Source organism: Streptomyces sp. DvalAA-43, assembly GCF_900091725.1.
GTDB lineage: Bacteria > Actinomycetota > Actinomycetes > Streptomycetales > Streptomycetaceae > Streptomyces > Streptomyces pulveraceus.
Genome location: NZ_FMBW01000088.1, coordinates 1 through 24,730 on the forward strand (window position 1 = coordinate 1; position 24,730 = coordinate 24,730).

Sequence of the window (24,730 nt, forward strand, 5' to 3'; positions counted from 1 at the left end):
CTCCGGCGAGGTCATCGAGCTCACCGACACCTTCCCGGTCCCCGATGCCAAGGCGTTCGAGGTCGGTCAGTGGTGGGCCGTGCAGGTGGCCCCGGTCGCGGGCGGCGGTGGTGACGAACGCGAACTGCAGAAGCTGGTCGAGATCACCGAGATCGTCGACGCGGGACACATCCGGATCGGCTACCTCAACGGCTGGGAACTCGCCGCGGGCCGCCACCTCACCTGGACCCGCGTCGAACCGGTCCGGGACACCCACATCCGCAACATGGTCTTCGAGGGCGCGGGCCTCGACGAGTACACCGGCTCGCACCCCGTCAGCTTCGAGTACGCCGTGGGCTGCGACGTCTCCGGGATCCACGCCACCGGCACGTTCTGGCCGGTCATCATGCGCCGCTGGTGCACCCGATTCCGCACCGAGGAGTGCTCCCTGAAGAACCCGCCGACCGTCGAGTACGGCGGCGCGGGCTATCTCACCCAGCAGATCTACTGCCTGTACGGACGGGTCGCGGACTGCACGACCAGCAATGTGCGCCACCTCAACGACCTCACCGCCTCCGCCTACTGCACCGTGGTGAACTGCCACGGCGACGGGGACGACGCGGGCGGCAACCCCTTCACGACACACGGGCAGTACGAGCACGACCTCCTCTTCGACGGCAACTCCGGGCTGATGGACATCGCCAACTCCGGTGCCCAGTGGGGGATCTCCGCGAAGCGGATCACCGTACGCCGACATGTCTGCTCCTGGTTCACCGCCAACACCAAGATCACCGATCTGACCCTCGAAGACATCACGGTGATCGCGCGCCCCACCTTCGACCAGGCCGGCACCCTCACCGTCAACGCCGACGGGGCCCAGGTGCGGGGCTGCACCGCCAGGACCTTCGCCGTCGCCCAGCGCTCCGCCCGCTCCACCCGGCCGACCACCATCAGCGACTGCTCCTTCGAGCCGCCCGCCGGGGCCGTCCTCGTCCAGACCCCGGTCACCGCGCCCGTGCACTTCGTGCGCTGTACGTTCACCGGGGTCGACGGCGCGGTCCTGCGAGGCGCGGGACCCGTCCACTTCACCGACTGCACCGTCACCGGCGCGGAGAACGCGGCCCCGCTCTCGGTCGGGTCGGCCGATCTGCGGATCGACGGCGGGAGTTACGAGAACACCGGCATCGAGCTCAGTGCCGTGCGCGACCAGCGGATCACCGTCACCGGCGGCGCCCGGTTCACCGGCGGCAACAAGGCCAAGGCGCTGCTCGGCCGCGCGGCCGGTCCCGGGAAGGTGACCTGGGACATCACCGGGTTCAGCAGCACCGCCGCCGGAGCGGACACCGCCCATGTCCGGATCGGCGACGGCACCAACCACTACGCGGCGACCGGCAGCCGTTTCACCGGCGGCACGCTCCACCTCGCCCCCGACGCACTGGGCTCCGTCCTGCACACCACGTGCGTGGAGGACGGGACGAAGCGCGGCGCCATGCCCGCGAACGGCGACCGGGTGCGCACGGACGGGAACCTGATCCTGTGACCGCCGTGATCCGCACCGCGACGGGGGCCGACGACCCGGCCCTGGCCGCCTTGTGGCGGCGGTGCTTCGACGCCCCGCACATCCTCGACCTGCACGCACTCGACCCGGACCGCCACCGGCACACCTTCGTCGCCCAGAACGCCGCGGGGGACGGGATCGACGCGGTCGTCGTCTACGTACCGAGGCTGATCCGCGACGCGCGGGGCACCCCGCGCCGGGTCGGCGGCATCGGCAGCGTCGCCACCCGCCCCGAGGCCCGGGGACAGGGCCTGGTGCGGCGGCTGCTGGAGGCGGCGGAGCACACCATGAAGGCCGAGCGGTGCGACTGGTCCCTGCTGTTCACCGGGACCCCGGGCGTCTACCGGGGTTCGGGATGGCAGGAGTTCGCGAGCACGTACACCGAGGGGACGCTCGCGCCGCCGGCCGCCGCCGGGGAGTTCCGGATCCGTGCCGCCACCGCGCGGGCCGCCACCGAGGTGGCCGCGCTGCACCACGCGTACAACACCGGCCGGCCGCTCAGCTCGGTGCGGGCGCCCGAGGACTGGGCGGTGCGCGTGCCCGCCTGGTGCGGCCCGCTCGACCGGTCGCTCGTGGCCGAGGACCCCGGATCGGGGGCGCTCGTCGGGCGGCTGGTGGCCCAGTACGAGGGGGAGTGCGTGGAGGTGCGCGAATTCGCGGGCGCCCCCGAGTGCCTGGGCGAGCTGTTCGCCGCCGTCGGCGAACGGGGCCGCGCGGCGGGCCTGGACCGGGCCCGGGTCCGGCTGCCCGACGACCCGGAGATCAGGGCGGCGCTGCCCGCCCTGCTGACGGACGCCCGGCAGATGACCGAGCACGTGGGGATGGCCCGCCCGCTGCACGCCTCCGCGGCGGACGTCCGGGCCACGGTCACGGCCCCCGGCGCGGTCCACTGGTACGGCGACTGCTTCTGAGCTCCCGGTGGGGCGCCGTCAGCCGCGCGGCGTGCGCGGGCGGCGCCCCACCGGTTCGGTCAGGCGTCGCCCTTCGAGGACCCTTCGTCGTACGCCGAGGTGCCCGAGTCCAGCAGGGGCTCCTGGGTCTTGAGGTGGGCCGGGGCGAAGGCGCGCAGCACGTGGTAGCCGGTGATCACCACGATGGTGCCCAGCGCGATCCCGCTCAGCTCGAAGTTGTCGGTGATCTTCAGGCTGACCCCGCCGACGCCGATGATGATGCCCGCGGCGGCCGGTACGAGATTCAGCGGGTTGCGCAGATCGACCTTGGCGTTCAGCCAGATCTGGGCGCCGAGGAGGCCGATCATGCCGTAGAGGATGACCGTGATGCCGCCGAGCACCCCACCGGGGATGGCGGCGACGACCGCGCCGAACTTGGGGCAGAGGCCGAAGAGCAGGGCGAAGCAGGCGGCGGCCCAGTAGGCGGCGGTGGAGTAGACCCGGGTCGCGGCCATCACGCCGATGTTCTCCGAGTACGTGGTGTTCGGCGGGCCGCCCACCGCGGTCGACAGCATCGACGCGGCACCGTCGGCGGCGATCGCGGTGCCCAGCTTGTCGTCCAGCGAGGCGCCGGTCATCTCGCCGACGGCCTTCACATGCCCGGCGTTCTCCGCGATCAGCGCGATGACCACCGGCAGGGCGACCAGGATCGCCGACCACTCGAAGCTCGGCGCGTGGAAGGAGGGCAGTCCGATCCAGTCCGCCTTGGCGACTCCGGACAGGTCGAGCCGCCAGTGGTCCACCGCCTCGGCACCCCCGGCCGGGGAGTGGATCTTGCCGAAGACCTGGTCGAGGACCCAGGAGAGCGCGTACCCGAAGACCAGGCCCAGGAAGATCGCGATGCGCGAGAAGAAACCGCGCAGGCACACTACGGCCAGTCCGGTGAACAGCATCACCAGCAGGGCCGTCCACTGGTCCTGCGGCCAGTAGGTCGACGCGGTCACCGGAGCCAGGTTGAAACCGATCAGCATGACCACGGCACCGGTGACCACCGGCGGCATCGCCGCGTGGATGATCCGCGCGCCGAACCGCTGCACCGCGAGACCGGCGAGGAAGAGCACCACGCCGACGACGAAGACCGCGCCGGTGACCACGGCGCTGCTGCCGCCGCTCGCCCGGATCGTCGCCGCGACCCCGACGAAGGAGAGCGAACAGCCGAGGTAGCTGGGCACCTGGCCGCGGGTGGCCAGCAGGAAGATGGCCGTCGCGATGCCCGACATCATGATCGCCAGGTTCGGGTCCAGGCCCATCAGCACCGGAGCGACGAACGACGCGCCGAACATCGCGACCACGTGCTGGGCGCCCAGTCCGAACGTACGGGGCCAGGTGAGCCGTTCGTCCGGCCGGACCACGGCCCCCGGTGCGGGAGTCTTCCCGTCGCCGTGCAAGGTCCAGCGCACGCCGAGGCCGCCCATGGTCGCTCCCTGTGGTGTAGGTGCGGAGCCGAGCGCCTCGCCGGGCACGTCGTTGCCGCAGAAATGATCAGCGCCATGGTAATGCCGGATCGTGGCCCGCTCGCGGCCGGGCCGCGCCCCTGAGCACGGCCGATGCGGGAGGCGGAGGGGAGGAGCCCCCGCCCGCCCGGCTCAGGGACGCGGCTCGGCGGCCGCCGTGCCCGGGGCACCGGCGTCCGAGGACGGCACCTGCTTGCGGTCGCCCGCCCGCAGCACCCCCGCCCCCAGCACCAGACCGAACGCGAGCACCGTCACCAGGCCGAACGAGACGACCAGCGAGGTCGCCTCGGCCAGCGAACCGATCGCGGACGGGGCGATCAGCCCCGAGGTGTACGTGATCGTGGCGACGCCCGCGATCGCCTGGCTCGGGTTCGGACCGCTGCGCCCGGCCGCCGCGAAGGCGAGCGGCACGACCACCGCCACGCCGAGGCCCAGGAGCCCGAAGCCGCACATCGCGAGCACCGCGTCCGGCGAGGCGACCACGAGCAGCCCGCCGACCGTCGCGAGGGCGCCGCCGACCCGTACGGTCCGGACCGCGCCGAAGCGGTCGACGACCTTGTCGCCGGCGATCCGGGCGACCGCCATGGTCAGCGCGAACGCGGTCGTGGAAGCGGCGGCGAGCCCGGCGGAGGTGTCCATGATGTCCCGGAGGTAGACCGCCGACCAGTCCAGGCTGGCGCCCTCGGCGAACACCGCGCAGAAGCCCACCGCGCCGATGATCAGCGCCGACTTCGGCGGCAGGGTGAAGCGCGGCGGCGGCTCCTCGTCCGGCTCGCTGCGCAGATCCAGTACGCCCCTGCAGGCGATCAGACCGAGCACGGTGAGCACCAGGGCGGCCAGCGTGTGGTGCAGCCGGGCGTCGGTGCCCAGATGCGCGGCCACCGTGCCCGCCGCCGAGCCGATCAGGGCGCCCACGCTCCACATCCCGTGCAGCCCGGACATGATCGACTTGTCGAGCCGGTTCTCCACCTCGACGCCGAGGGCGTTCATCGCCACGTCCGACATGCCGGCCGTCGCCCCGTACACGAAGAGCGCGGCGCACAGCGTCACCAGGTTGGGCGCCGTCGCGGGCAGGATCAGCGCCAGCGTCCACAGGGCGAGCAGCCCGCGCAGCGCGGTCTTCGCGCCGAAGCGATGGCTGATCGCACCGGCCAGCGGCATGGCGAGCGAGGCGCCGATCGCCGGGAAGGCGAGGGCGAGGCCGAGCTGTCCGGCGCTGACCCCGGCGTGGTCCTGGATCCAGGGCACCCGGGTGGCGAAGCTGCCGGTCACCGCGCCGTGGACGGTGAAGACGGCGGCGACGGCGAACCTGGCCCGTCTCACCTGCTCCATGCCGAAGGCCGTGTCTGTGGGATCCGTTGTCATACCGCCGTGCCCTCCCCTGGGAAATTCTCTGTCGCCGGTGGTCCCGGTGCCCGTCTCCACGGTGCGGGCCGTAAACTATCAGGAACCCTGCCTGATAAATAGTGCGCCTGTGCATCCAGTGCGTCTGCGATCTGGAAGGATCCCGGCATGCCCGCATCACCGAGCACCGCACGGGCCATCAACGACCGGCTCGCCCTGCGACTGCTCCAGCAGGACGGTCCGCTGACGGCCGCGCAGCTGAAGACCCTGACCGGCCTCTCCCGGCCCACCGTCGCCGACCTCGTCGAACGGTTGCAGGGCGCCGGTCTGATCCGTGTCGTCGGCGAGGCCGGTGCCCGGCGCCGCGGCCCCAACGCCCGGCTGTACGGGATCGCCGCCGACCGTGCCCATCTCGCCGCCCTCGACGTACGCACCGGCAGCGTCGCGGTGGTCGTCGCCGATCTGCTCGGCACCACGCTGGCCGAGGCGACCCTGCCCATCGGCAGCGACACCGACACCGAGGCCGCCGCCGAACAGGCCGCCGCCCTGCTGGAACGCACCGCGCGCGAGGCGGGGGCCGGCCCGCTGCACAGCGTCGGCATCGGCGCCCCCGGACTGATCGACCCGGTCACCGGCGAGCTGCGCGACACCACCGGGCTGCCCGCCTGGCACCGGCGGCTGGTGCGGGTGCTCCAGCAACGGCTGCCCGCGAGCGTGCTGGTCGAGAACGAGACCAATCTCGCCGCCGTCGCCGAACACCGCGGCGGCGCGGCCACCGACCGCGACACCTTCGTGCTCTTCTGGCTCGGCCACGGCGTCGGCGCCGCCGTCATGCTGGACGGGAAGCTCCGCCGGGGAGCCTCCGGCGGTGCGGGCGAGATCGGCTTCCTGCCGGTGCCCGGCATTCCCGGCCCGCCCTCGGCCCTCAACTGCGACGGCGGGTTCCACGCGCTGGTGGGCTCCGCCCCGGTCTGCGAACTGGCCGCCGCCCACGGCATCGCCGTGCCTCCGGGCGCCGCCGAGGGGGACAAGGAACCGGGCGCGGCGTCCGCCGTGCGGGCCGCGCTCGCGGGGGAGGGGGACGGCGAGGCGTTCCTGGACGCCCTCGCCGGGCGTCTCGCCGTCGGCGCCGCCGCCATCGCCGCGGTCATCGACCCGGGCTGTGTGCTGCTGGCGGGCGAGGTCGGCCACGCGGGCGGGGACGCGCTCGCGGCACGGGTCGAGGAGCGGCTGACCCTGATGTCACCGCTGCGCACCGAGGTCAGGGCCGGGCGTCTGGGCGGCGCCGCGGTGCTCCGGGGCGCGCTGCTCGCCGCCCGGGAGGCGGCTCAGGACGAGCTGTTCACCCCGTCCGGCTGAACCGCCGTCCGGCTGAACCGCCCGGCGGGCGGTCGCCCGTATGCCGGGCCGGTGCCTCGCGCGGCACGGCCGGGCCCGGCGGCGACCGGGGGCGATCCGGTCACCGCCGGGCGGTTCGGGGAGGAGGTCAGCAGGCCCCGAGGTCCTGCCAGACGCCCCAGTCACCGGTGGAGCCGGGCGTCTCGCCCTTCGTCCACCACTTGGCCTTCCACTGGCGCGAGCCGTGGCTCACCGTCGTACCGGCGCCGTACTCGGAGCCCGCGCTCCAGGCGGGCGCGGTGCACCCGCCACCGGTCGACGGGTCCGGCGACGGCGTCGACGTGCCCGTGCCGGGGTCGACCGGGGTGGTGCCGCGTGCCAGGTCGGCGGCGAGGGCGTACGACTTCCCGCCGAAGGTCACCGTCCAGTTCGACGGCGTGGAGGTGGGCAGGTAGTAGACGAAGTCGACCTGCACCGAGGCGCCGGGAGCCAGGCTCTGCCAGGCCGGGAGCTTCAGCGAGACGCGGTTGTAGTCGCCCTTGAGCCCGCCGATGTTGTTGGCGGCGGTGTGGTCGCTGCGCACGATCGTCGTGCCGAAGCCCGACTGGTCCTTGGCGTTGGCGGGCGCGGACGTCGCGTAGTCGAACCGGAACTCCGTGCCACCGGGCAGCGTCGCCTTCGTGTGGTTGGTGATCTTCAGCTTGGGGCTGATCGGGTAGTTGGAGTCACCGAGCGGGAACTGGTCGAACGACACGTCGATGTCGAGTGCCTCGGTGGGCAGATCGATGGTGGAGCGCTTCGCGCCGTACGGGGCGGCCGACTTGAACGTGTCGTACATCGTCGAGGTGAGCGTGGAGCCCGGCTCGTACTGGCCCTTGGCGGCGTTCCAGCCGTAGTCGCCCGCGAGCTCCCAGATCATGGCGCCGCCGATGCCCTTGTCGACGACGTAGTCCGCCTTCGCGGCGACCGACTGCTCGTCCTCGGTGGACAGGAAGACCTTCTTCTCGGCGTTCCAGAGCCAGGGCGCGACCAGGGCCGGGTCGTACTTGCGGGCGTAGGTGCCGGTCAGCTCGGTGCCGGCGGGGAATCCGTAGTCGGTGAGGTAGTCGCCGACGATGCCCTTCTCCAGGTTCTTCGCATGCCACATGGGGTTGGAACCGGCCGGGGATTCCTTGCCGTTCGCGTCCTGGTCGTGCCAGAGGTTGTCGATGCCCACGGCGCCGTCGCCGCACTTGGTCAGGCCCGCGCCGGCCGGGCAGTCGGTGGTGGCCGCCCTGCCCCACAGCCCGTCCGTGCCGCCCTGCACGTTCTTGAAGCCGCGGGTGTAGTACGGCAGGCCGATGTTGATCCGGCCGGCCGGCATGGAGCCGCGGAAGTAGTGGTAGGCCCAGTCGGTGTTGAGATAGCCGGTGCCGCCGTACTGCGAGGTCGAGTAGACGCTCGCCTGGGCGAGTTCGGCGTCCTTGCCGTCGTCGAACAGCGCGGCGTTCGGGCCGACGTACTCGTTCCAGGCGCCGTGCAGGTCGTACGACATGATGTTGACGTAGTCCAGGTACTTCTGGACCTGGAAGGTCTCCATCCCGCGCAGCAGATAGCCGGACGAGGGTGCGGCCACGCTCAGCAGATAGTGGGTGCCGTCGGCGGCGGAGGCGCGGTCGAGCTTCTCGCGCAGGGTTTTCATCAGCGCGGCGTAGCCCTTGACCAGACCGGCCCGGCGCGCGTTGGAGAGCGTCCAGTCCAGCGGGTTGCCCGCGTCCTTCATGGTCGTCGGGTACTCGTAGTCGATGTCGACGCCGTTGAAGCCGTACTTCTTGACGAACGCGACGGCCGAGTCGGCGAAGGTGTCGATGCCGGCCTGGTTGACCGAGCCGTCGGCGTTGGTCGCCATCGAGTAGAAGCCGCCGGAGTCCACGCGCTTGCCGCTGGCGTCGAAGTAGCCGCCGGTCTCGGCCCAGCCGCCCACCGAGACCATGGTCTTCACGTTCGGGTACTTCTTCTTGTACGTGTTGAGCAGGTTGAAATGGCCCTTGTAGGGGAGGCCCGGGTCCATCTCGGCGCCCGCGACACCCGGCCAGGTCATGCCGGTCGCGGCGTTGTCCGGCCCGTCGGCGCCCACCGAGAGCTTGTTGGCGCCGTCGACGTGGGCGAACGCGTAATTCAGATGGGTGACTTTGTCCCAGGGGATGTCGGAGGCGAGATAGGCGGGCTTGCCGTCCTTGCCGGTCCGCCAGTCGGTGAAGTATCCGATGACCCGCCGCGGATGGTCGGCGCCCATCTTCTCGCGGCCCTCGGTGTCGTAGACGGAGCAGTAGGGGACGGCGACGCCGGGGGTCTCGTAGAGCCCGTCGGGACGACAGGACTCCTGGTCGGCGGCGGCCGACGGGGTGGCGGCGAGCGAGCCCATCAGCAGACCGGCGACGGCTACGCCGGCTGCGAGCAGGGTGGCTCTCGCACGGGTGGGGGACAGCACGTTCGGTTCCTCCCGGGGAGGTTCGGCAGAACACAACTGGCAAGGGGGTGGGTCGTGTCGATGTCCCGGGTGTGCGCACACCGCGGGACCGCTCCTCGGAGGTGACGCAGAGATTAAAAGGACTAGACCAGTGCGTCAATAGGTCTGGACCTTTAAGGATCAACTTCTTCGATGCCGCCCCTGTCGACGGGCTCCCTGTGAGCCAGTCCACAAGCACTCACCCGCATGGCCCGCCGCCGGGCGTGGCACACTGATCGTGTACCAGCAGCAGCGCACTCCGGGGTCGGTGCAATTCCGAACCGGCGGTTATAGTCCGCGACCCGTCCGCATCCAGCGGCCGGTTGACCAGGTGGGATTCCTGGACCGACGGTTAAAGTCCGGATGGGAGGCAGTGCGCGGCGGGCCGTTTCGCGGGTACGCCGCCGTCGGCGGATGGTTTTCGGGCAACCGGTCCATCCGTTTTTTCCGGCATTTCCGGCGTTCCCCCGTGGCGTTCCCGTTTCATCTGTCTTCGTCGACAGGCCCCGGAGTCCGTGCCCGAAGAGGCAGGAGGACCCGGTGGACACCGCAGCCGACACCACCGCCATGCGCCGTGCGATCGCACTCGCCGCCCGCGGTCTCGGCTCCACCAGCCCCAACCCCGTCGTCGGCTGCGTCGTCCTCGACGCCGCGGGCCGCCACGCCGGAGAGGGCTTCCACCGGCGGGCCGGCGGACCGCACGCCGAGATCCACGCCCTGCGCGACGCGGGCGAGAGGGCCCGGGGCGGCACCGCCTACGTCACCCTCGAACCCTGCAACCACACCGGCCGCACCGGCCCCTGCGCCCAGGCGCTCATCGAGGCCGGGGTCGCCCGGGTCGTCTACGCGGTCGGCGACCCGAACCCGCAGGCCACCGGCGGTGCCGACACCCTGCGCGCAGCCGGGACCAAGGCCGAGCAGGGGCTCCTCGCGGCCGAGGCCGAGGCAGGCAACGCGGCCTGGCTGACCTCGGTGCGGCTGGGCCGCCCATACGTCCTGTGGAAGTACGCGGCGACCCTCGACGGCCGGATCGCGGCCGCCGACGCCACCAGCCGCTGGATCACCTCCCCGGAGTCCCGCGCCGACGTCCACCGGCTGCGCGCCGAGTCCGACGCCGTCGTGGTCGGCTCCGGCACCGCCCGCACCGACGACCCCCAGCTCGGCGTACGCGGCATCGAGGACGCCGTGCAGCCGCTGCGGGTGGTCGTCGACACCGCCGCCACCGCCGTCCGCCCCGGCGCCCGCGTCCTGGACGGCACCGCGCCCACCCTGATCGCCGTCGCCGAGGACGCCGACGCCCGGCACCTGCCCGAGGCGGCCGTACTGCGGCTGCCGCGCGCCGCCACCGGCACCGGCCTGGACATCCCCGCCCTGCTCCGCGCCCTGCACGGGCGCGGCGTCCGCTCCGTACTCCTCGAAGGCGGCCCGACCCTGGCCGGGGCCTTCGTCGCCGCGGGAACGGTCGACAAGGTAGTCGGCTATCTCGCCCCCGTGCTCCTCGGCGCAGGTCCCGCGGCCCTCGCCGACGCCGGAATCTCCACCATCTCCGAGGCGTTGCGCCTCGATGTGACCGAGACCGTCCGGATCGGCCCCGATCTGCGCATCACCGCCGTCCCCGGCCCTGCCCGGAAGGGAAACTGAGTGTTCACCGGAATTGTCGAAGAACTGGGTGAGGTCACCGCCGTCGAGAAGCTCGGCGACGCCTCCCGATTCCGCCTGCGCGGCCCCGTGGTCACCGAAGGCGCCAAGCACGGCGACTCCATCGCCGTCAACGGCGTCTGCCTCACCGTCGTCGACCTCGGCGACGGCGAGTTCACCGCGGACGTGATGGCCGAGACCCTGAACCGGTCCAGCCTCGGCGCCCTGGACACCGGCTCCCGGGTCAACCTGGAACGCCCCATGGCGGTCGGCGGCCGGCTCGGCGGCCACATCGTCCAGGGCCATGTCGACGGCACCGGGTACATCGTCGGGCGCGAGGTCTCCGAGAACTGGGAGATCGTCAAGGTCTCCCTGCCCCCGGAGCTGACCCGCTACGTGGTGGAGAAGGGATCGATCACCGTCGACGGCGTCAGCCTCACCGTGGTGGACGCCGGACCCGACTACTTCACCATCAGCCTCATCCCCACCACCCTCGCCCTGACCACGCTCGGCATCAAGAAGCCCGGCGACCCGGTCAACCTGGAGGTGGACGTCATCGCGAAGTACGTCGAGCGGCTGCTCGGCACCTCCGCACGAGACCCCGAGGAGCCGGTGAAGTGAGCGCCCTGCACTGGCTGAACTCGGAGGCGTTCACCGTCTTCGGCCAGCACATCATCTGGTCCGACATGATCGGCAACACCGTCGGCCTGATCGCGCTGACACTGGGCTGGCTCCGCTCGGTCTGGACCTGGCCCGCCCAGCTGCTCTCCGGCGTCGTGCTGGTCGCGGCCAACGCCTCCGTGCACCAGGCGGGCAGCGTCGGCAAGCAGCTCGTCGTCATCGCCGTGGCCGTCTGGGGCTGGCAGCAGTGGACCCGGGGCAGGAAGCAGGCCCAGGACGGCTCCATCGCCGTACGGTTCGCCACCTGGCGCGAGCGCGGCTACCTGCTGGGCGGCGCCGCGCTCGGCACCCTCGCGGTCGGCGGCCTGTTCACCGCGTTCCCCTCGCTCTCCTGGAGCCCGTGGGCGGACGCGTACATCTTCGCCGGGACGCTCGTCGCGATGCTCGCCCAGGCCCGCGGCATGGTCGAGTTCTGGTTCGCCTGGCTGCTGGTCGACCTGGTCGGCGTACCGCTGAACTTCCACAGCGGACTCGCCTTCTCCGGTCTCATCTACGTCGTGTACGGCGCCCTCGTCCTGTGGGGCATGCGCGACTGGTGGCTGCGTTCGCGGACACCCGCTCTGGAAGGAGCCACGGCATGACTGCCCAGCCCACCTGGCTGCACCGGGAACACGAGAACGCCGCCGAGGACCTCCGCCTGGACCCCGTCGAGCAGGCCGTCCGCGACATCGCCGCGGGCCGGCCCGTCGTGGTCGTCGACGACGAGGACCGGGAGAACGAGGGCGACCTCGTCGTCGCCGCCGAGAAGGCCACCCCCGAGATCGTCGCGTTCATGATGAGCGAGTGCCGCGGTCTGATCTGCGCGCCCATGGAGAACGACGAGCTGGAACGACTCGAACTGCCGCAGATGGTCGACCACAACACCGAGTCGATGCGCACCGCGTTCACCGTCTCCGTCGACGCCTCCGCCGCCCACGGCGTCACCACCGGCATCTCCGCCGCCGACCGGGCCACCACGCTCCGCCTGCTGGCGGGCGGCGAGGCCGGACCCGGCGACTTCGTACGGCCCGGCCACGTCTTCCCGCTCCGCGCCCGCTCCGGCGGCGTGCTGGTCCGCAACGGCCACACCGAGGCCGCCGTCGACCTCGCCCGGCTCGCCGGGCTGCGGCCCGCCGGGGCCATCGTGGAGATCGCCGGCGAGGACGGCGTGATGCTGAGGCTGCCCCAGCTGGTCCCGTTCGCCCGCAAGCACGGCCTCACGATCATCTCCATCGCGGACCTGATCGCCTACCGACGCAGCTCCGAGCCGACCGTCCGCCGCGAGGCCGAGGTACGGCTGCCGACGAGCTTCGGCGCGTTCACCGCGTACGGCTACCGCTCCACCACCGACGGCGTCGAGCACGTCGCCCTCGTCCACGGCGAGCTCGGCGACGGCGACGACGTCCTGGTCCGGGTCCACTCCGAGTGCCTGACCGGCGACATCTTCCAGTCGCAGCGCTGCGACTGCGGCCCCCAGCTGCACGCCTCCATGCGCCGGATCACCGAGGAGGGCCGCGGTGTCGTCGTCTATCTGCGCGGCCACGAGGGCCGGGGCATCGGCCTGCTCTCCAAGCTCCGCGCCTACGAACTCCAGGAGCGCGGCATCGACACCCTCGACGCCAACCTGGAACTCGGCCTGCCCGCCGACGCCCGGGACTACGCGGCCGGCGCCCAGATCCTCAGGGACCTCGGCGTCCACAGCCTCAGGCTGATGACCAACAACCCCGACAAGACGGCCGCGCTCCTGCGGCACGGCCTCGCCGTCACCGGCCGCGAGCCGATGCCCGTGCAGGCCGGCGAACACAACCTGCGCTACCTGCGCACCAAGCGCGACCGCATGGGGCACGACCTGCCCTGGCTCGACACCGCCACGGCGTCGACCTGCGGCAACCAGTGAGATCACGGAAACGAGCGGTAGGAGAGACATGAGCGGCAAGGGCGCACCCGAACTGTCGGTACGCAACTGCGGTGACCTGCGCGTGGCGGTCGTCGCCGCGCAGTGGCACGAGAAGGTCATGGACGGACTCGTCGACGGCGCCCTGCGCGCCCTGCACGAGCTCGGCATCGACGAACCGACCCTGCTCCGGGTGCCCGGCAGCTTTGAACTCCCGGTCGTGGCCAAGGTCCTCGCGGGCCGCGGCTACGACGCGATCGTCGCCCTCGGCGTGATCATCCGCGGCGGCACCCCGCACTTCGAGTACGTCTCCCACGGCGTCACGCACGGCCTCACCCAGGTCGCCGTCGACACCGGCGTCCCGGTCGGCTTCGGCGTACTCACGTGCGACACCGAGGAGCAGGCGCTCGACCGGGCCGGCCTGGAAGGCTCCAACGAGGACAAGGGGCACGAAGCGGTCACCGCGGCCGTTGCCACCGCCGCCACACTGCGTACCGTCAGCGAGCCCTGGCGCTGAGCGCAGGGCACGGACCCCGTACTCTAAGACCATCATGGCGAACAAAACCTTTGAAGAGCTCTTCGCCGAGCTGCAGCTCAAGGCCGCCAACGGCGACCCCTCCACCTCCCGCACCGCCGAGCTCGTGGACAAGGGCGTCCATGCCATCGGCAAGAAGGTCGTCGAGGAGGCCGCCGAGGTCTGGATGGCCGCCGAGCACGAGAGCAAGGACGCGGCCGCCGAGGAGATCTCCCAGCTGCTGTACCACGTCCAGGTGATGATGGTCGCGCGCGGGATCTCGCTCGACGACGTCTACGCCCACCTCTGAGCACCACCCCCGCACCGCATACGTCCGCAGAAGACTCCCTCCTCGCAAAGGAAACCTGACCTCATGCTGCGCATCGCCGTCCCCAACAAGGGTTCACTCTCCGGGCCTGCGATGGCGATGCTCCATGAGGCCGGATACCAGCAGCGCAAGGAGTCCAAGGAACTCGTCCTCGTCGACCCCGAGAACGAGGTCGAGTTCTTCTACCTGCGGCCGCGCGACATCGCGATCTACGTCAGCTCGGGCCGCCTCGACATCGGCATCACCGGCCGCGACCTGCTGCTGGACTCCGGCGCCGACTCCGAGGAGATCCTCCAGCTCGGCTTCGCCCGCTCCACCTTCCGCTACGCCACCAAGCCCGGCACGGCCGAGGGCCCACAGGACTTCGACGGCAAGACGATCGCCACCTCCTACGAGGGCATCGTCGCCAAGCACCTCGCCGACGTCGGCGTCAACGCCTCCGTCGTCCACCTCGACGGCGCGGTCGAGACCGCCATCGAGCTCGGTGTCGCCCAGGTCATCGCCGACGTCGTGGAGACCGGCACCAGCCTGCGCAACGCCGGACTCGAAGTCATCGGCGAGCCGATCATGAAGTCGGAGGCCGTCGTCATCCGCCGCACCGGCGCACCCGACGACGACCCCAAGGTGCGGCAGTTCCTCCGCCGCCTCCAGGGCGTCCTGGTCGCCCGCTCCTACGTGATGATGGACTACGACTGCCGCGTCGAGCACCTGGAGCGCGCGGTCGCCCTCACCCCGGGCCTGGAGTCGCCGACCATCTCGCCGCTGCACCACGAGGGCTGGGTCGCCGTCCGCTCCATGGTCGCCGCCCGGGAGGCCCAGCGGATCATGGACGATCTGTACGACCTCGGCGCCCGCGCCATCCTCACCACCGCCATCCACGCCTGCCGCCTCTGACGGCCGGGCGACCACCCGGAAGACAGAAGAACATCATGTCCGCCCCCGCGCCCCGGCCCGAACTCCCCACCCTCCCGGTCACGTTCCGGCCGACCCGAACCCGGGTGGTCCTGCTGACCGTGGGGGCGGCGATGTTCCTCGTCCTCACCGTCATCGCCCTGACCCTGGAGCAGCTGAGCCCGGGGGAGCGGGCCAGCTTCGTCTTCACGGCGCTGCTGTTCTTCGGCGTGCTCGCGCTGCTCAGCCGCCCGAAGGTCGTCGCGAACGAGGACGGGGTGACCGTGGTCAATCTCACCCGGACGCGCCGGCTGTCCTGGGCCGAGATCCTCCGGGTCAACCTGCGTGCCGGTGACCCCTGGGTCTTCCTCGACCTCAGCGACGGGACCAGCATGCCCGCCCTCGGCATCCAGCCCGGAATCGCCAAGCAGCAGGCCATCCGCGACGCCCGTACGCTCCGCGCCCTCGCCGAGAACCACGGCACCGGAACGGACAACGGCTGAGCCCCCTGCCCCGTACGGCCCGTTCTTGACTACTCTGGAGAACGGCGGTGCACCAGTGCACCCCGCCCCGCACCCAGAGGTCCAGGAGAACCGGGACCGGCGGGGCTTTCCTGCGACCCAAGGAGTGACTCCTTCCAGCAATGGACGGATCGTCCGGTAGTACCTGCGCCGCCCCTTCCCCGGAGGCGGCGGCATGACCACCCCCCTGCTGCTTCTGAGCGCGGCATTCCTTCTCATCCTCGCCAACGGATTCTTCGTGGCAGCCGAATTCGGGCTCGTCACGGTGGAGCGGCCGGACGCCGAGCGCGCCGCGGCCGAGGGCGACCGGCGGGCCCGCACCGTCGTCCGGGCCCTGCGTGAACTCTCCTTCCAGCTCTCCGGCACCCAGCTCGGCATCACCATCACCTCACTGGTCGTCGGCATGCTCGCCGAGCCGGCCCTCGCCCAGCTGCTGGAGGGCCCGCTCACCGCGACCGGGCTGCCCGAGGGCGCGGTCCCCGGGGTCAGCGTGGTGATCGGGATGATGGCGGCCTCCGCCGTCCAGATGGTGATCGGCGAACTCGTGCCCAAGAACTGGGCGGTCTCCCGGCCGCTCCAGGTCGCCCGGTTCGTCGCCGGCCCCCAGCACCGTTTCTCCGCCGCCTTCCGGCCCGTGATCAGCCTGCTGAACACCGTGGCCAACCGGCTGGTACGGCTGCTGGGCGTCGAACCCACCGACGAGCTGGCCTCCGCCCGCACCCCCGGGGAGCTGGTCTCCCTGGCCCGGCACTCGGCCGAGGCCGGCACCCTCGAACAGGACACCGCGGACCTCTTCGTACGGACCCTGTCGCTCGCCGGGCTCACCGCCCAGCACGTCATGACCCCGCGGGTGAAGGTCAGCGCGCTCCAGTCCTCGGCGACCGCTCAGGACGTCCTCAACCTCACCCGCGCCACCGGCCTCTCCCGCTTTCCCGTCTACCGGGAGCGGATCGACGAGGTCGTCGGCATGATCCACCTCAAGGACGCGCTCGCCGTGCCCGCCCAGGACCGGCTGCGCACCCCGGCCGGACGGATCGCCGTACCGCCGCTGCTGGTCCCGGAGACCCTGCCCGTCGAACAGCTGCTCCAGCGGCTGCGCAACGAGCAGCCGATCGCGGTCGTGGTCGACGAGTACGGCGGCACCGCCGGCGTCGTCACCCTTGAGGACATCATCGAGGAACTCGTCGGCGAGGTCAGGGACGAGCACGACGCCGAAGGCGCCGACCGCCCCGAACTGGCCCCCGCCGCCCCCGAGGACGGCCGCCCGGCCTGGGACGCCGAAGGCAGCTGCCGGGTGCTCACCCTGCGCCGGATAGGCCTCGACGTCCCCGACGGGCCGTACGAGACCGTGGCCGGACTCGTCGCCGATCTGCTGGGACGCATCCCCGCCCCCGGCGACCGGGCCGAGCTGCCCGGCTGGCGGATCTCCGTGCGCCAGGTCGGCCACTACCGCGCCGAGAAGGTCCGCTTCGTACGCACGGCCGAGCAGGCCGTCACCGGTGACCCGGTGAGGCGCGATGTCCTGGAGGCCGTGCGATGAGCCTGCTCCAACTGCTCTTCGCCGCACTCCTCGTGCTGGCGAACGGCTTCTTCGTCGGAGCCGAGTTCGCCCTGGTCTCCGTACGGCGCAGCCAGGTCGAGCCCCTCGCGGCGGCCGGGTCGGGCCGGGCCCGCCAGGTGCTGTACGGCCTGGAGAACCTGCCGCAGATGATGGCCGCCGCCCAGTTCGGCATCACCGTCTGCTCGCTGACCCTCGGCGCCGTCGCCGAACCGACCGTCGCCCATCTCCTGGAGCCGGTCTTCCAGGCGGTCCACCTGCCCGAGGGCCTCATCCATCCGCTCGGCTACGTCCTGGCCCTGGTCTTCGTGGTCTTCCTCCACCTCGTCATCGGCGAGATGGTCCCGAAGAACCTCGCGATGGCGGCGCCGGAGAAGACCGCGCTCTGGCTCAGTCCCGGCCTTGTCGGCTTCGCCCGGATCTGCCGCCCGGTCACCGCCGCGCTGGGCGCCTGCGCCCGGCTGGTGCTGCGGATGTTCGGCGTCGAACCGAAGGACGAGGTGGAGGCCGTCTTCACCAGCGAGCAGCTCAACCGGCTCGTCGAGGACGCCGGCCAGGCCGGACTGCTGGAGCCGGAGGCGCAGGAGCGGCTGGAGGACGCGCTGGAGCTGGGCAGCAGGCCCGTCACCGATGTGCTGCTCCGCCGGGCCGCCCTGGTGACCGTGGACCCGTCCGTCACCCCGCACCGGATCGAGGAGCTGACCGTACGCACCGGCTACTCCCGCTTCCCCGTGTGCGCGGAGGGCGGCGGTCCGTTCATGGGCTATCTGCACGTCAAGGACGTCCTGGACCTGGAGGACGGCGAGCGGGCCGTCCCCCAGCACGTATGGCGCCCGATGGCGACCGTACGGGCCGAACTGCCCCTGGACGACGCCCTGACCGTGATGCGCAGGGCGGCCACGCACCTGGCCCAGGTCGCCGACGCGTCCGGCCGGATCCTCGGCCTGGTCGCCATGGAGGATGTCCTGGAGACGCTCGTCGGCGAGGTGCGCGACCCCGCCCACCGGGTCGCGGTACCGCGCCGGGCGGCGGAGCCCGCGAGCACGACGACCGGCTTCGGCGAACTCACCGCATCGGTCCGCTAGCCGCGCCGTCCCGGTCCGCCGGAGGAGCCGTCGCCGGTCCTCCGGCGGCCCGGTTCCTCCGGCGGTCCGGGGCTCACAGGACCGGCGGCTCCTGCGGCCCCCGGTCCACCGGCCCCCGGCCGGACAGCACCTCGCCGTACGCCTGCATCAGGTCCGGCAGCCGCAAGGTGGCCAGATCGTCCCGGCTCGGCACCGACGCGTAGCCGGAGAGCCGCAGATCGCGGTAGGCGCAGCTCTTCTCGTACAGGGTGCGCAGGAACCGTCCGTTGCCCAGCTCGTCGATCCAGCCCTGCTCCACGACATGGCCGCTGATGGACCGCAGCTCCTCCAGGGACTCCTCGTCCCACGCGTCGCCGTTCTCCGCCGCCAGCACCTCGCCGATCGAGGTGAGCTCCAGCGGCCGGTAGCTCGGGAAGTCCACCCGGGTGGTGAAACGCGAGGAGAGCCCCGGATTGGTGGCCAGCAGCCGGTCCATGCCCTCCGGGTAGCCCGCGAGAATGACGACCAGGTGGTCCCGGTTGTCCTCGGCACGCTTGAGGAGGACCTGAAGGGCCTCGTCGCCGTACGCGTCGCCCTTGCTGTAGCCGCTGTTGGCGAGGCTGTACGCCTCGTCGACGAAGAGCACCCCGCCGAGCGCGGAGTCGATCAGCTCATTGGCCTTGACCGCGGTCTGGCCGAGGAACTCGCCCACCAGATCCGCCCGTTGGGCCTCCACCAGATGGTCACCGCCGAGCAGCCCCAGCGCGTAGAAGACCCGGCCCAGGATGCGGGCCACCGTCGTCTTCCCGGTGCCGGACGGGCCCGAGAAGACGAAATGGCGCTTCGGCGGCTGCACCGGCAGCCCCTGGCCGGACCTCAGCCGCGCCATGTTCAGCTGCGCGGACAACGCCTTGACCTGGCGCTTGACGGGCTCCAGCCCCACCATCCGCTCCAGCTCGGCCAGCGCCTCGGCGAGCAGCACCGGATCGCTGGGCCCCGCCGGGAACGGGGACGGCGGCTGACCGGGCACCGCGGCCCTGCGCCGCGCCCCGCCGGACGGCGGCGGCATACCGGTGCCCGGAAGGCCGGGCACCTCGCCGCCGGGCCGCAGCTCCCGGCCGTCCGGCGGATCGCCGAGCAGCGGATCCGCGTCCGGCTGCGCCTCCGAGGCGGTGCCGTCCGTGCCGAACCCGGCCAGTGACACGGCGGCCAGCCCCGCTGCCTCGTCGGAGCCCTCCAGACCGTCGTAGTCCGCGATCGCGGCGAGCCGGGCCGAGGTGTCCATGAACGCGGGGTCGATGCGGTGCACCGCCCGGTAGAGCGGCAGGGCGGCGGCGCTGCGACCCGTGCCCTCGTGCGCACGGGCCAGCCAGTAGCGCAGCTCCTTGCGCTGCGGCTGCTCGCTGCGGCAGCGCATCAGGGCGGTGGCGAGCATCGGCTCGGCCTGCCCGTACATCTCCAGGCGCACCCGTGCCATGCCGCCGAACAGCCCCGCCTCGATGCCGAGCAGCGGATCGTCCATCAGCTGCTCGGTGTTGCGTACGAGCTGCTCCCAGTCCTTGACCAGATACGAGCGGCAGGCGTGCAGAAAGCGGACCTGCGGGTCCGCGTCCACCGGCGGCAGGCCCGCGAGCGCCCGGTCCAGCTCGGGAACATGGCGGCCGTCCAGCCAGTGCGAGGCGTGCGCGAGCAGCAGATCGCGCGCGCTCTCCAGCACCGGCTGCACCCACCAGCCCAGCCAGTACCAGGAGTTGAGTGTGCGCCGATGGCGGGTGCGCTGCTCGCCGAAGCGCTCGCGATGGCGGTACATGCGCAGCAGCGCGGTCGTCGTGTCGACCCTCAGCGCATGGAGGCCGAGCCAGCCGTCCGCCATGCCGGGATCGAGGCGCACCGCAGCCCTGAACTCCTCTTCGGCCTGTGGGTAGGCGCCCATGGTGTAGGCGTCCACGCCGCGCAGCCAGGCGAGGTCGGCCGGGGCCTGTGCGCCCTGCGTGCCGCTGTCCATCTGGTCCCCCACAAACCGTGCCCCCAGGATGTCCCGCCGCACGATTCTGCCCACCGGGGCGCGCCGAATCACTTTGCCGCGGACGGGAATTGACCGCACCGAGAGGCATCGTACCTGCGCAGGGAGTGTGCGACTAAGAGCGGCGCAGGCCGAAGGGATGCCGTGACCCAGGGTGAGCGGAATCCGTCGGTCCGGCGCGGCGGAGGGGTGTGAGGACAGAACGAAGCCCCCGATCACGGGGGAACAATCGGGGGCTTCGTGTCCTTGAGGGGCTCCGAAAAGCCGCACATTGAGAACGTAAGACCTGTACCGCCCTCGGGTCAAGCAGAGTTGGGGTACTTCCCGGGCGATATCTCACCATTCAATACGGCGCCGTGCCGCGCTCACGTTCCGTGACGGAATGGTTCGTTCCTGCTGCGGTTCCCGGGCCGTCCAGCAACGCGTACCCCATCGGCAACTGCCGTACCAGAGTGTCCGCATGGCGGCGCGAGGGATCGGCCGAGAAGTGCTCCGTCTCGGCCGCCGTCCATCCGTCCCAGAACTCCGAGAGCGCCGGCCCGTCCCTGCGGCGGCCGCGCTCCCAGGACTCCGCCGCGGGGAGGTCCATCCACAACAGCCGGGCCAGTTGCGGCCGCAGCGCCCGGCGACCGGCCCCGACCCCCTCGATCAGGATCACGGGTGCGGGTTCCAGACCGCGCGGCGCTCCGAACCGCCGCGCGGTCCAGTCGTACGGCGCGTACCGCGCCCGCTCGCCGCGCTCCAGAGGTCCGAGCACCTGCTCGCGCAGTCGGTCCACCCAGGTGAAGAAGGACTCGTGGGTGGCCAGATCGTCCAGATGCAGCACGGGTGCGTCACCGAGGGCGGCCGCCAGGCGGGCGGTGAAGGTGCTCTTCCCGGATCCCGCGTGGCCGTCGACGGCGACCAGCCGGACCGGTCCGCAGGACGGAGCCAGGGCGCGGAGCCGCGCGGCGAGGAGCGAGAGGTCGTTCATGTCCACCAGCCTACGAGCCGCTCCGGAGCAGCCGCAGGTCACGCCAGTGGACCAGACCAATATTGGTTCATCGGCGCGAGTCGAATCGCTGGCCGGATCCGGCCACGACCCGCGATAGTTGGCGCACTGTCGTGCACGTGCAGCCCCATTCCGCTTACGACCGGGGGTCCAGCCCATGAACAGACCGACCTCACGCAGAACCGTGCTGACCGCCGCGCTCGCGGCGGCGGCCACCGCCGGCGCGGTGTCGTCCGCCGGCCCCGCGACCGCCGCCGCTCCCTCCGCGGCCCCCTCGGCGGCGGGCCCTGCCGTGGACAACCACGCCTGGCACACCTACACCGACTGGCGGGCCGGTTCCGGCGCCGGGACGCGGGTCGTCGCCGGCCTCCGCCCCGGCCTGGTGATCGGTCACGCCGAGGGGCGCACCGACTACACCGATCCGCACACCGGAACGACCGCCGCCTGGGAGTACGCGACCTGGACCTCGCCGGTCCACCGGTCCACCGTCCCGGCGACCGAGGTGATCGCCTCCTGGAACGCGCACACCCCGGCGGGCACCTGGATCCAGATCGAGCTCCGGGGCCGCTACTCGGACGGCACCTCGACGCCCTGGTACGTGATGGGCCGCTGGGCCTCCGGAGACGGCGACATCCGCCGTACCTCCGTCGACGACCAGAGCGACGGCAAGAGCTCCATCTGGACCGACACCTTCTCGGTGGACGACGCGGCGAGCGGACTGCGGCTGGTCTCGTACCGGCTGCGGCTCACCCTCCACCGCACCCCGGGCAGCCGCCGGACGCCCACCGTCCGGAGGCTCGGCGCGATGGCCTCCGACATCCCGGACCGCTTCACCGTCCCGGCCAGCACCCCCCGCCTCGCCCGCGAGCTGCGGGTGCCGCGCTACTCGCAGAACATCCACGCGGGTCAGTACCCCGAGTACGACAACGGCGGCGAGGCCTGGTGCAGCCCCACCTCCTCGCAGATGATCATCGAGTACTGGGGGCGCCGGCCGACCGCCGAGGACCTCGCCTGGGTCGAGCCCGGCCTGGCCGACCCGCAGGTCTGCCATGCCGCCCGGTTCACCTACGACTACCAGTACGAGGGCTGCGGCAACTGGCCGTTCAACGCCGCGTACGCCGCGACGTACGACGAGATGAGCGCGGCGGTGACCCGGCTGGACTCGCTCGCCGACCTGGAGGCGCTGATCCGCGCGGGCATCCCGGCCATCACATCGCAGTCCTTCCTCAAGGAGGAGCTGACCGGCGCGGGGTACGGGACCTCCGGCCATCTGATGACCGTGATCGGGTTCACCGAGGACGGCGACGTGATCGCGAACGACCCCGCCTCACCGGACGACGACGCCGTGCGCCGGGTCTACCGGCGCAGGGAGTGGGAGAACATCTGGCTCCGCACCAAGCGCTACGACGCGAACGGCAAGGTCAGAAGCGGTACGGGCGGGGTGTGCTACCTGTACTGGCCCGCTAACCCAGCACCAAGTCAGCACCGGGTTCTGAAGGCGCTCGGCCTGCTGTGAGCATGTGCGGCGCCACGGCCGCCTCGACCACCTGACGGCAGCGTTCCCGGCCGTCCTGACTCAGGTGGCCGTGCTCGTCCACCGTGACCTTGATCGAGCGATGCCCGAGCCGGCGAGACACTTCGTGAATGGACACGCCGCTCGTCAAGGTCACGGTGGCCCACTTGTGTCGCAAATCGTACGGATTGTATTCGGGCAGCCCGAGTCGCTTGATGGACCGATCCCACGACTTGCGCAGGAGATCGGGGTACGGCAGGCCGCCACTTGCGTTACGGACCGGAAGTCCATCGATGAATGGCTGAAGGGAATTAGGTACGGGTATATCGCGCCACTCGCCTTCTTCTCGATGTTTCAAAGGGGCGTACCGGGGTGTGCACTTTCCGTCGGCGTCCTTGTAGCGAATCACTTGCCTCCTTATTCGCAGAGTGCCGCCACGAACGTCTTCGGGGAAGACTCCCAGGGATTCCCCTATATGAGGCCGCAACAGGCCATGAGCCATATAGCCGGAGACAAACGGGGGCCGATCTCCTGAGCCAGGGCAGCTATCTCGTTGAAGTTGGGAAGACTCCTGTCATCGACGGGGATGACAGGGTTTTCCAACTTCTCGGCCTGTTTCACCGGGTTGCCGGGGATCTGCCTGCGGCGTGCAGCGTGGGAGAAGAGGGCCGAGAGGACTATGTGGCGGGACTCGATGGTACTGAGAGTTGCCCCCTCCCGGTGCCAACGCGCGTACAGGCCCTCGATGTCCCCTGCAGTGACTTGGGAGATCATCTTGCGCCCCAGGTGAGGGACGATATGGAGGCGGAGGATGCGCTCGTAGGACTCAAGGGTTCCAGCGGAAAGCGGTCTTCTGCGCAAGCCAATCCGAGGCGTACGAGCGCAACGAGACCTTGCCGGCACTGGGATCGACGTATATGTTCTCTCGCTTGTCGTTCTCTGCTTTGGTGGCGAAGTCGACCGCGTCCTTCTTCCGATCGAACGACTTCTCCCGCTCCCGCGCTGTGCGCCTGCCCGGCTCCCTGTATCGGACAGTCCACCGCTTGCGCGACGCGCCAGAACCCTGGTCGATTATCTGAGCCAATTCGTTCACCTGTCTCTACGTCAATTCCTGATGGTTAGGACTGTTCGCCGTAGGTGGTGTTGCAGTCGATGATTCCGGCCGCGCCAAATGGTTAAGAGAAAGAGGCTCGTAGGCGGGCGCTCTGTGTGGCTATCGCGCCGAGAGATTGCCGCCGGTAGCTGTGCATGTCAGCCGCCAGCCTGGTTCGGGTGGCTGGCGGCTGACGCCCCCCGCGCGGGTGGGCTCAGATCAGCCCCTGCCGCATCGCGTACGCCACAGCGTGCGACCGGTTCCGCAGTTGCAACCTGGTCATCACCGAGTGCAGCACGTTCTTTATGGTGCGCTCGGAGTAGGCCAGCCTCGTCGCGATGTCCACGGTGTCGTACCCCTGCGCGACCAGCCTCAGCACATCCACTTCGCGCGCCGCGAGACCGGTGAAGTGCAGACCTCGCGGACCGAGCACCTGCCCCTGGAGGCGACCCACCTCCTCCAGCAGCCGTCCCAGCAGGTCGGACGGGAGATGGCCCTCGCCCCGCGCCACCGTCCCGATGACCCGCACCAGACGCTCCGGAGTCGCCTCGGAGCACCTGACCACACCGGCGACCCCGCACTCGGCGGCACTCACCAGCTTCTGTTCGTCGATGTCCGTGGTGACCAGAACGGTGCGCGAGGTGCTGGTGTGCTGGATGCGGCGCAGACGGTTCAGCGTCGTCTCGTCGACGGCATCGGCCACGACGACCATCACACCGGGAACGAGCGCGTCCGCCTCGTCCGGATGGGCATCGCAGAGAACGCTGACTTCGGACCGCCGACGCAGCAGGTCGGTGATTCCGGCCAAGGAGACCGGCTCATCGGCCTGGACGGCAATGGACACTCGTGGTGTGGGAAGGGACATGCCGCAGGCTGCTCTCTTCTGTGCGATCGGGGCACGCGGGGTGGGGACAAGAAGGTCGAAGTGGCT

22 protein-coding genes and 1 riboswitch are annotated in these 24,730 nt (G+C 71.2%); of the genes, 14 read left to right on the forward strand and 8 right to left on the reverse strand.

The window, feature by feature from the left end; translation table 11 throughout:
• Positions 1-1,519, forward strand: a 1,519-nt coding sequence (locus tag GA0115234_RS36890; RefSeq protein ID WP_107405840.1) for a peptidase C14, incomplete at its 5' end; no start/stop codon positions are given.
• Positions 1,516-2,448, forward strand: a complete 933-nt coding sequence (locus GA0115234_RS36895) for a GNAT family N-acetyltransferase (RefSeq protein WP_161275734.1) — start codon at positions 1,516-1,518, stop codon at positions 2,446-2,448. The genes GA0115234_RS36890 and GA0115234_RS36895, both read left to right, overlap by 4 nt.
• Before the next feature lie 59 nt (positions 2,449-2,507).
• Here the strand turns inward: GA0115234_RS36895 and GA0115234_RS36900 are convergent, their stop codons facing one another.
• Both GA0115234_RS36900 and GA0115234_RS36905 read right to left on the reverse strand, forming a co-directional pair.
• The gene (locus tag GA0115234_RS36900; RefSeq protein WP_093550501.1) at positions 2,508-3,902 is read right to left on the reverse strand and encodes a uracil-xanthine permease family protein; all 1,395 of its coding nucleotides are present in this window, start codon (positions 3,900-3,902) and stop codon (positions 2,508-2,510) included.
• Positions 3,903-4,073: 171 nt separating this feature from the next.
• The gene (locus tag GA0115234_RS36905; protein ID WP_093550503.1) at positions 4,074-5,306 is read right to left on the reverse strand and encodes an MFS transporter; all 1,233 of its coding nucleotides are present in this window, start codon (positions 5,304-5,306) and stop codon (positions 4,074-4,076) included.
• 147 nt (positions 5,307-5,453) lie between these two features.
• Here GA0115234_RS36905 and GA0115234_RS36910 point away from each other — a divergent pair, with 147 nt between their 5' ends.
• Complete coding sequence (locus tag GA0115234_RS36910) at positions 5,454-6,644, forward strand: ROK family transcriptional regulator (protein WP_093550505.1); 1,191 nt, start codon at positions 5,454-5,456, stop codon at positions 6,642-6,644.
• Positions 6,645-6,771: 127 nt separating this feature from the next.
• Here the strand turns inward: GA0115234_RS36910 and GA0115234_RS36915 are convergent, their stop codons facing one another.
• Complete coding sequence (locus GA0115234_RS36915) at positions 6,772-9,093, reverse strand: chitinase C-terminal domain-containing protein (protein ID WP_093550507.1); 2,322 nt, start codon at positions 9,091-9,093, stop codon at positions 6,772-6,774.
• Positions 9,094-9,361: 268 nt separating this feature from the next.
• Positions 9,362-9,492, forward strand: a riboswitch (FMN riboswitch).
• A gap of 159 nt (positions 9,493-9,651) precedes the next feature.
• Between GA0115234_RS36915 and ribD the strand changes: the two genes are divergently transcribed.
• From ribD to GA0115234_RS36965, 10 genes are all read left to right on the forward strand, one after another.
• Complete coding sequence (gene ribD, locus GA0115234_RS36920) at positions 9,652-10,752, forward strand: bifunctional diaminohydroxyphosphoribosylaminopyrimidine deaminase/5-amino-6-(5-phosphoribosylamino)uracil reductase RibD (protein WP_093550509.1); 1,101 nt, start codon at positions 9,652-9,654, stop codon at positions 10,750-10,752.
• The gene (locus tag GA0115234_RS36925; protein WP_093550511.1) at positions 10,753-11,370 is read left to right on the forward strand and encodes a riboflavin synthase; all 618 of its coding nucleotides are present in this window, start codon (positions 10,753-10,755) and stop codon (positions 11,368-11,370) included.
• Positions 11,367-12,011 (forward strand): nicotinamide mononucleotide transporter family protein, encoded by a 645-nt coding sequence (locus tag GA0115234_RS36930; RefSeq protein WP_093550513.1) that lies wholly within the window; start codon positions 11,367-11,369, stop codon positions 12,009-12,011. Before GA0115234_RS36925 ends, GA0115234_RS36930 begins: the two co-directional genes overlap by 4 nt.
• Positions 12,008-13,306 carry a bifunctional 3,4-dihydroxy-2-butanone-4-phosphate synthase/GTP cyclohydrolase II gene (locus tag GA0115234_RS36935; RefSeq protein WP_093550515.1) on the forward strand — a complete coding sequence of 433 codons (1,299 nt, stop codon included), beginning with the start codon at positions 12,008-12,010 and terminating at the stop codon, positions 13,304-13,306. The genes GA0115234_RS36930 and GA0115234_RS36935 overlap by 4 nt, the downstream gene beginning before the upstream one ends.
• Before the next feature lie 28 nt (positions 13,307-13,334).
• Positions 13,335-13,820: a 6,7-dimethyl-8-ribityllumazine synthase gene (gene ribH, locus GA0115234_RS36940; protein ID WP_093550517.1), complete on the forward strand. Its 486-nt coding sequence runs from the start codon at positions 13,335-13,337 to the stop codon at positions 13,818-13,820.
• A 34-nt stretch (positions 13,821-13,854) separates the two neighbouring features.
• Positions 13,855-14,127 carry a phosphoribosyl-ATP diphosphatase gene (locus GA0115234_RS36945; protein WP_018524273.1) on the forward strand — a complete coding sequence of 91 codons (273 nt, stop codon included), beginning with the start codon at positions 13,855-13,857 and terminating at the stop codon, positions 14,125-14,127.
• 63 nt (positions 14,128-14,190) lie between these two features.
• Entirely contained in the window at positions 14,191-15,039 is an 849-nt protein-coding gene (gene hisG, locus GA0115234_RS36950) for an ATP phosphoribosyltransferase (protein ID WP_093550519.1), read from the forward strand.
• Between the two features lie 35 nt (positions 15,040-15,074).
• Positions 15,075-15,539 (forward strand): PH domain-containing protein, encoded by a 465-nt coding sequence (locus GA0115234_RS36955; RefSeq protein ID WP_093550520.1) that lies wholly within the window; start codon positions 15,075-15,077, stop codon positions 15,537-15,539.
• A 193-nt stretch (positions 15,540-15,732) separates the two neighbouring features.
• Complete coding sequence (locus GA0115234_RS36960) at positions 15,733-17,097, forward strand: hemolysin family protein (RefSeq protein WP_093550522.1); 1,365 nt, start codon at positions 15,733-15,735, stop codon at positions 17,095-17,097.
• Entirely contained in the window at positions 17,094-18,200 is a 1,107-nt protein-coding gene (locus GA0115234_RS36965; RefSeq protein ID WP_093550524.1) for a hemolysin family protein, read from the forward strand. Before GA0115234_RS36960 ends, GA0115234_RS36965 begins: the two co-directional genes overlap by 4 nt.
• 73 nt (positions 18,201-18,273) lie before the next feature.
• Here GA0115234_RS36965 and GA0115234_RS36970 read toward each other — a convergent pair whose 3' ends face one another.
• Both GA0115234_RS36970 and GA0115234_RS36975 read right to left on the reverse strand, forming a co-directional pair.
• Entirely contained in the window at positions 18,274-20,184 is a 1,911-nt protein-coding gene (locus tag GA0115234_RS36970) for an AAA family ATPase (RefSeq protein ID WP_176729383.1), read from the reverse strand.
• Positions 20,185-20,545: 361 nt separating this feature from the next.
• Complete coding sequence (locus tag GA0115234_RS36975; RefSeq protein ID WP_093550632.1) at positions 20,546-21,175, reverse strand: uridine kinase family protein; 630 nt, start codon at positions 21,173-21,175, stop codon at positions 20,546-20,548.
• Positions 21,176-21,350: 175 nt separating this feature from the next.
• On the opposite strand from GA0115234_RS36975, the gene GA0115234_RS36980 reads away from it, so the two are divergent.
• Positions 21,351-22,709 (forward strand): peptidase C39 family protein, encoded by a 1,359-nt coding sequence (locus GA0115234_RS36980; RefSeq protein WP_093550528.1) that lies wholly within the window; start codon positions 21,351-21,353, stop codon positions 22,707-22,709.
• On the opposite strand, the gene GA0115234_RS36985 is transcribed toward GA0115234_RS36980, so the two are convergent.
• The 3 genes from GA0115234_RS36985 to GA0115234_RS36995 all read right to left on the reverse strand — a co-directional run bounded on the left by GA0115234_RS36985 (position 22,657) and on the right by GA0115234_RS36995 (position 24,664).
• Complete coding sequence (locus GA0115234_RS36985) at positions 22,657-23,115, reverse strand: tyrosine-type recombinase/integrase (RefSeq protein WP_161275735.1); 459 nt, start codon at positions 23,113-23,115, stop codon at positions 22,657-22,659. The genes GA0115234_RS36980 and GA0115234_RS36985 overlap by 53 nt on opposite strands.
• A gap of 62 nt (positions 23,116-23,177) precedes the next feature.
• Positions 23,178-23,609 carry a hypothetical protein gene (locus GA0115234_RS44540; protein ID WP_365351765.1) on the reverse strand — a complete coding sequence of 144 codons (432 nt, stop codon included), beginning with the start codon at positions 23,607-23,609 and terminating at the stop codon, positions 23,178-23,180.
• 404 nt (positions 23,610-24,013) lie between these two features.
• Positions 24,014-24,664 carry a response regulator transcription factor gene (locus tag GA0115234_RS36995; protein WP_093550534.1) on the reverse strand — a complete coding sequence of 217 codons (651 nt, stop codon included), beginning with the start codon at positions 24,662-24,664 and terminating at the stop codon, positions 24,014-24,016.
• Positions 24,665-24,730 lie beyond the last annotated feature (66 nt).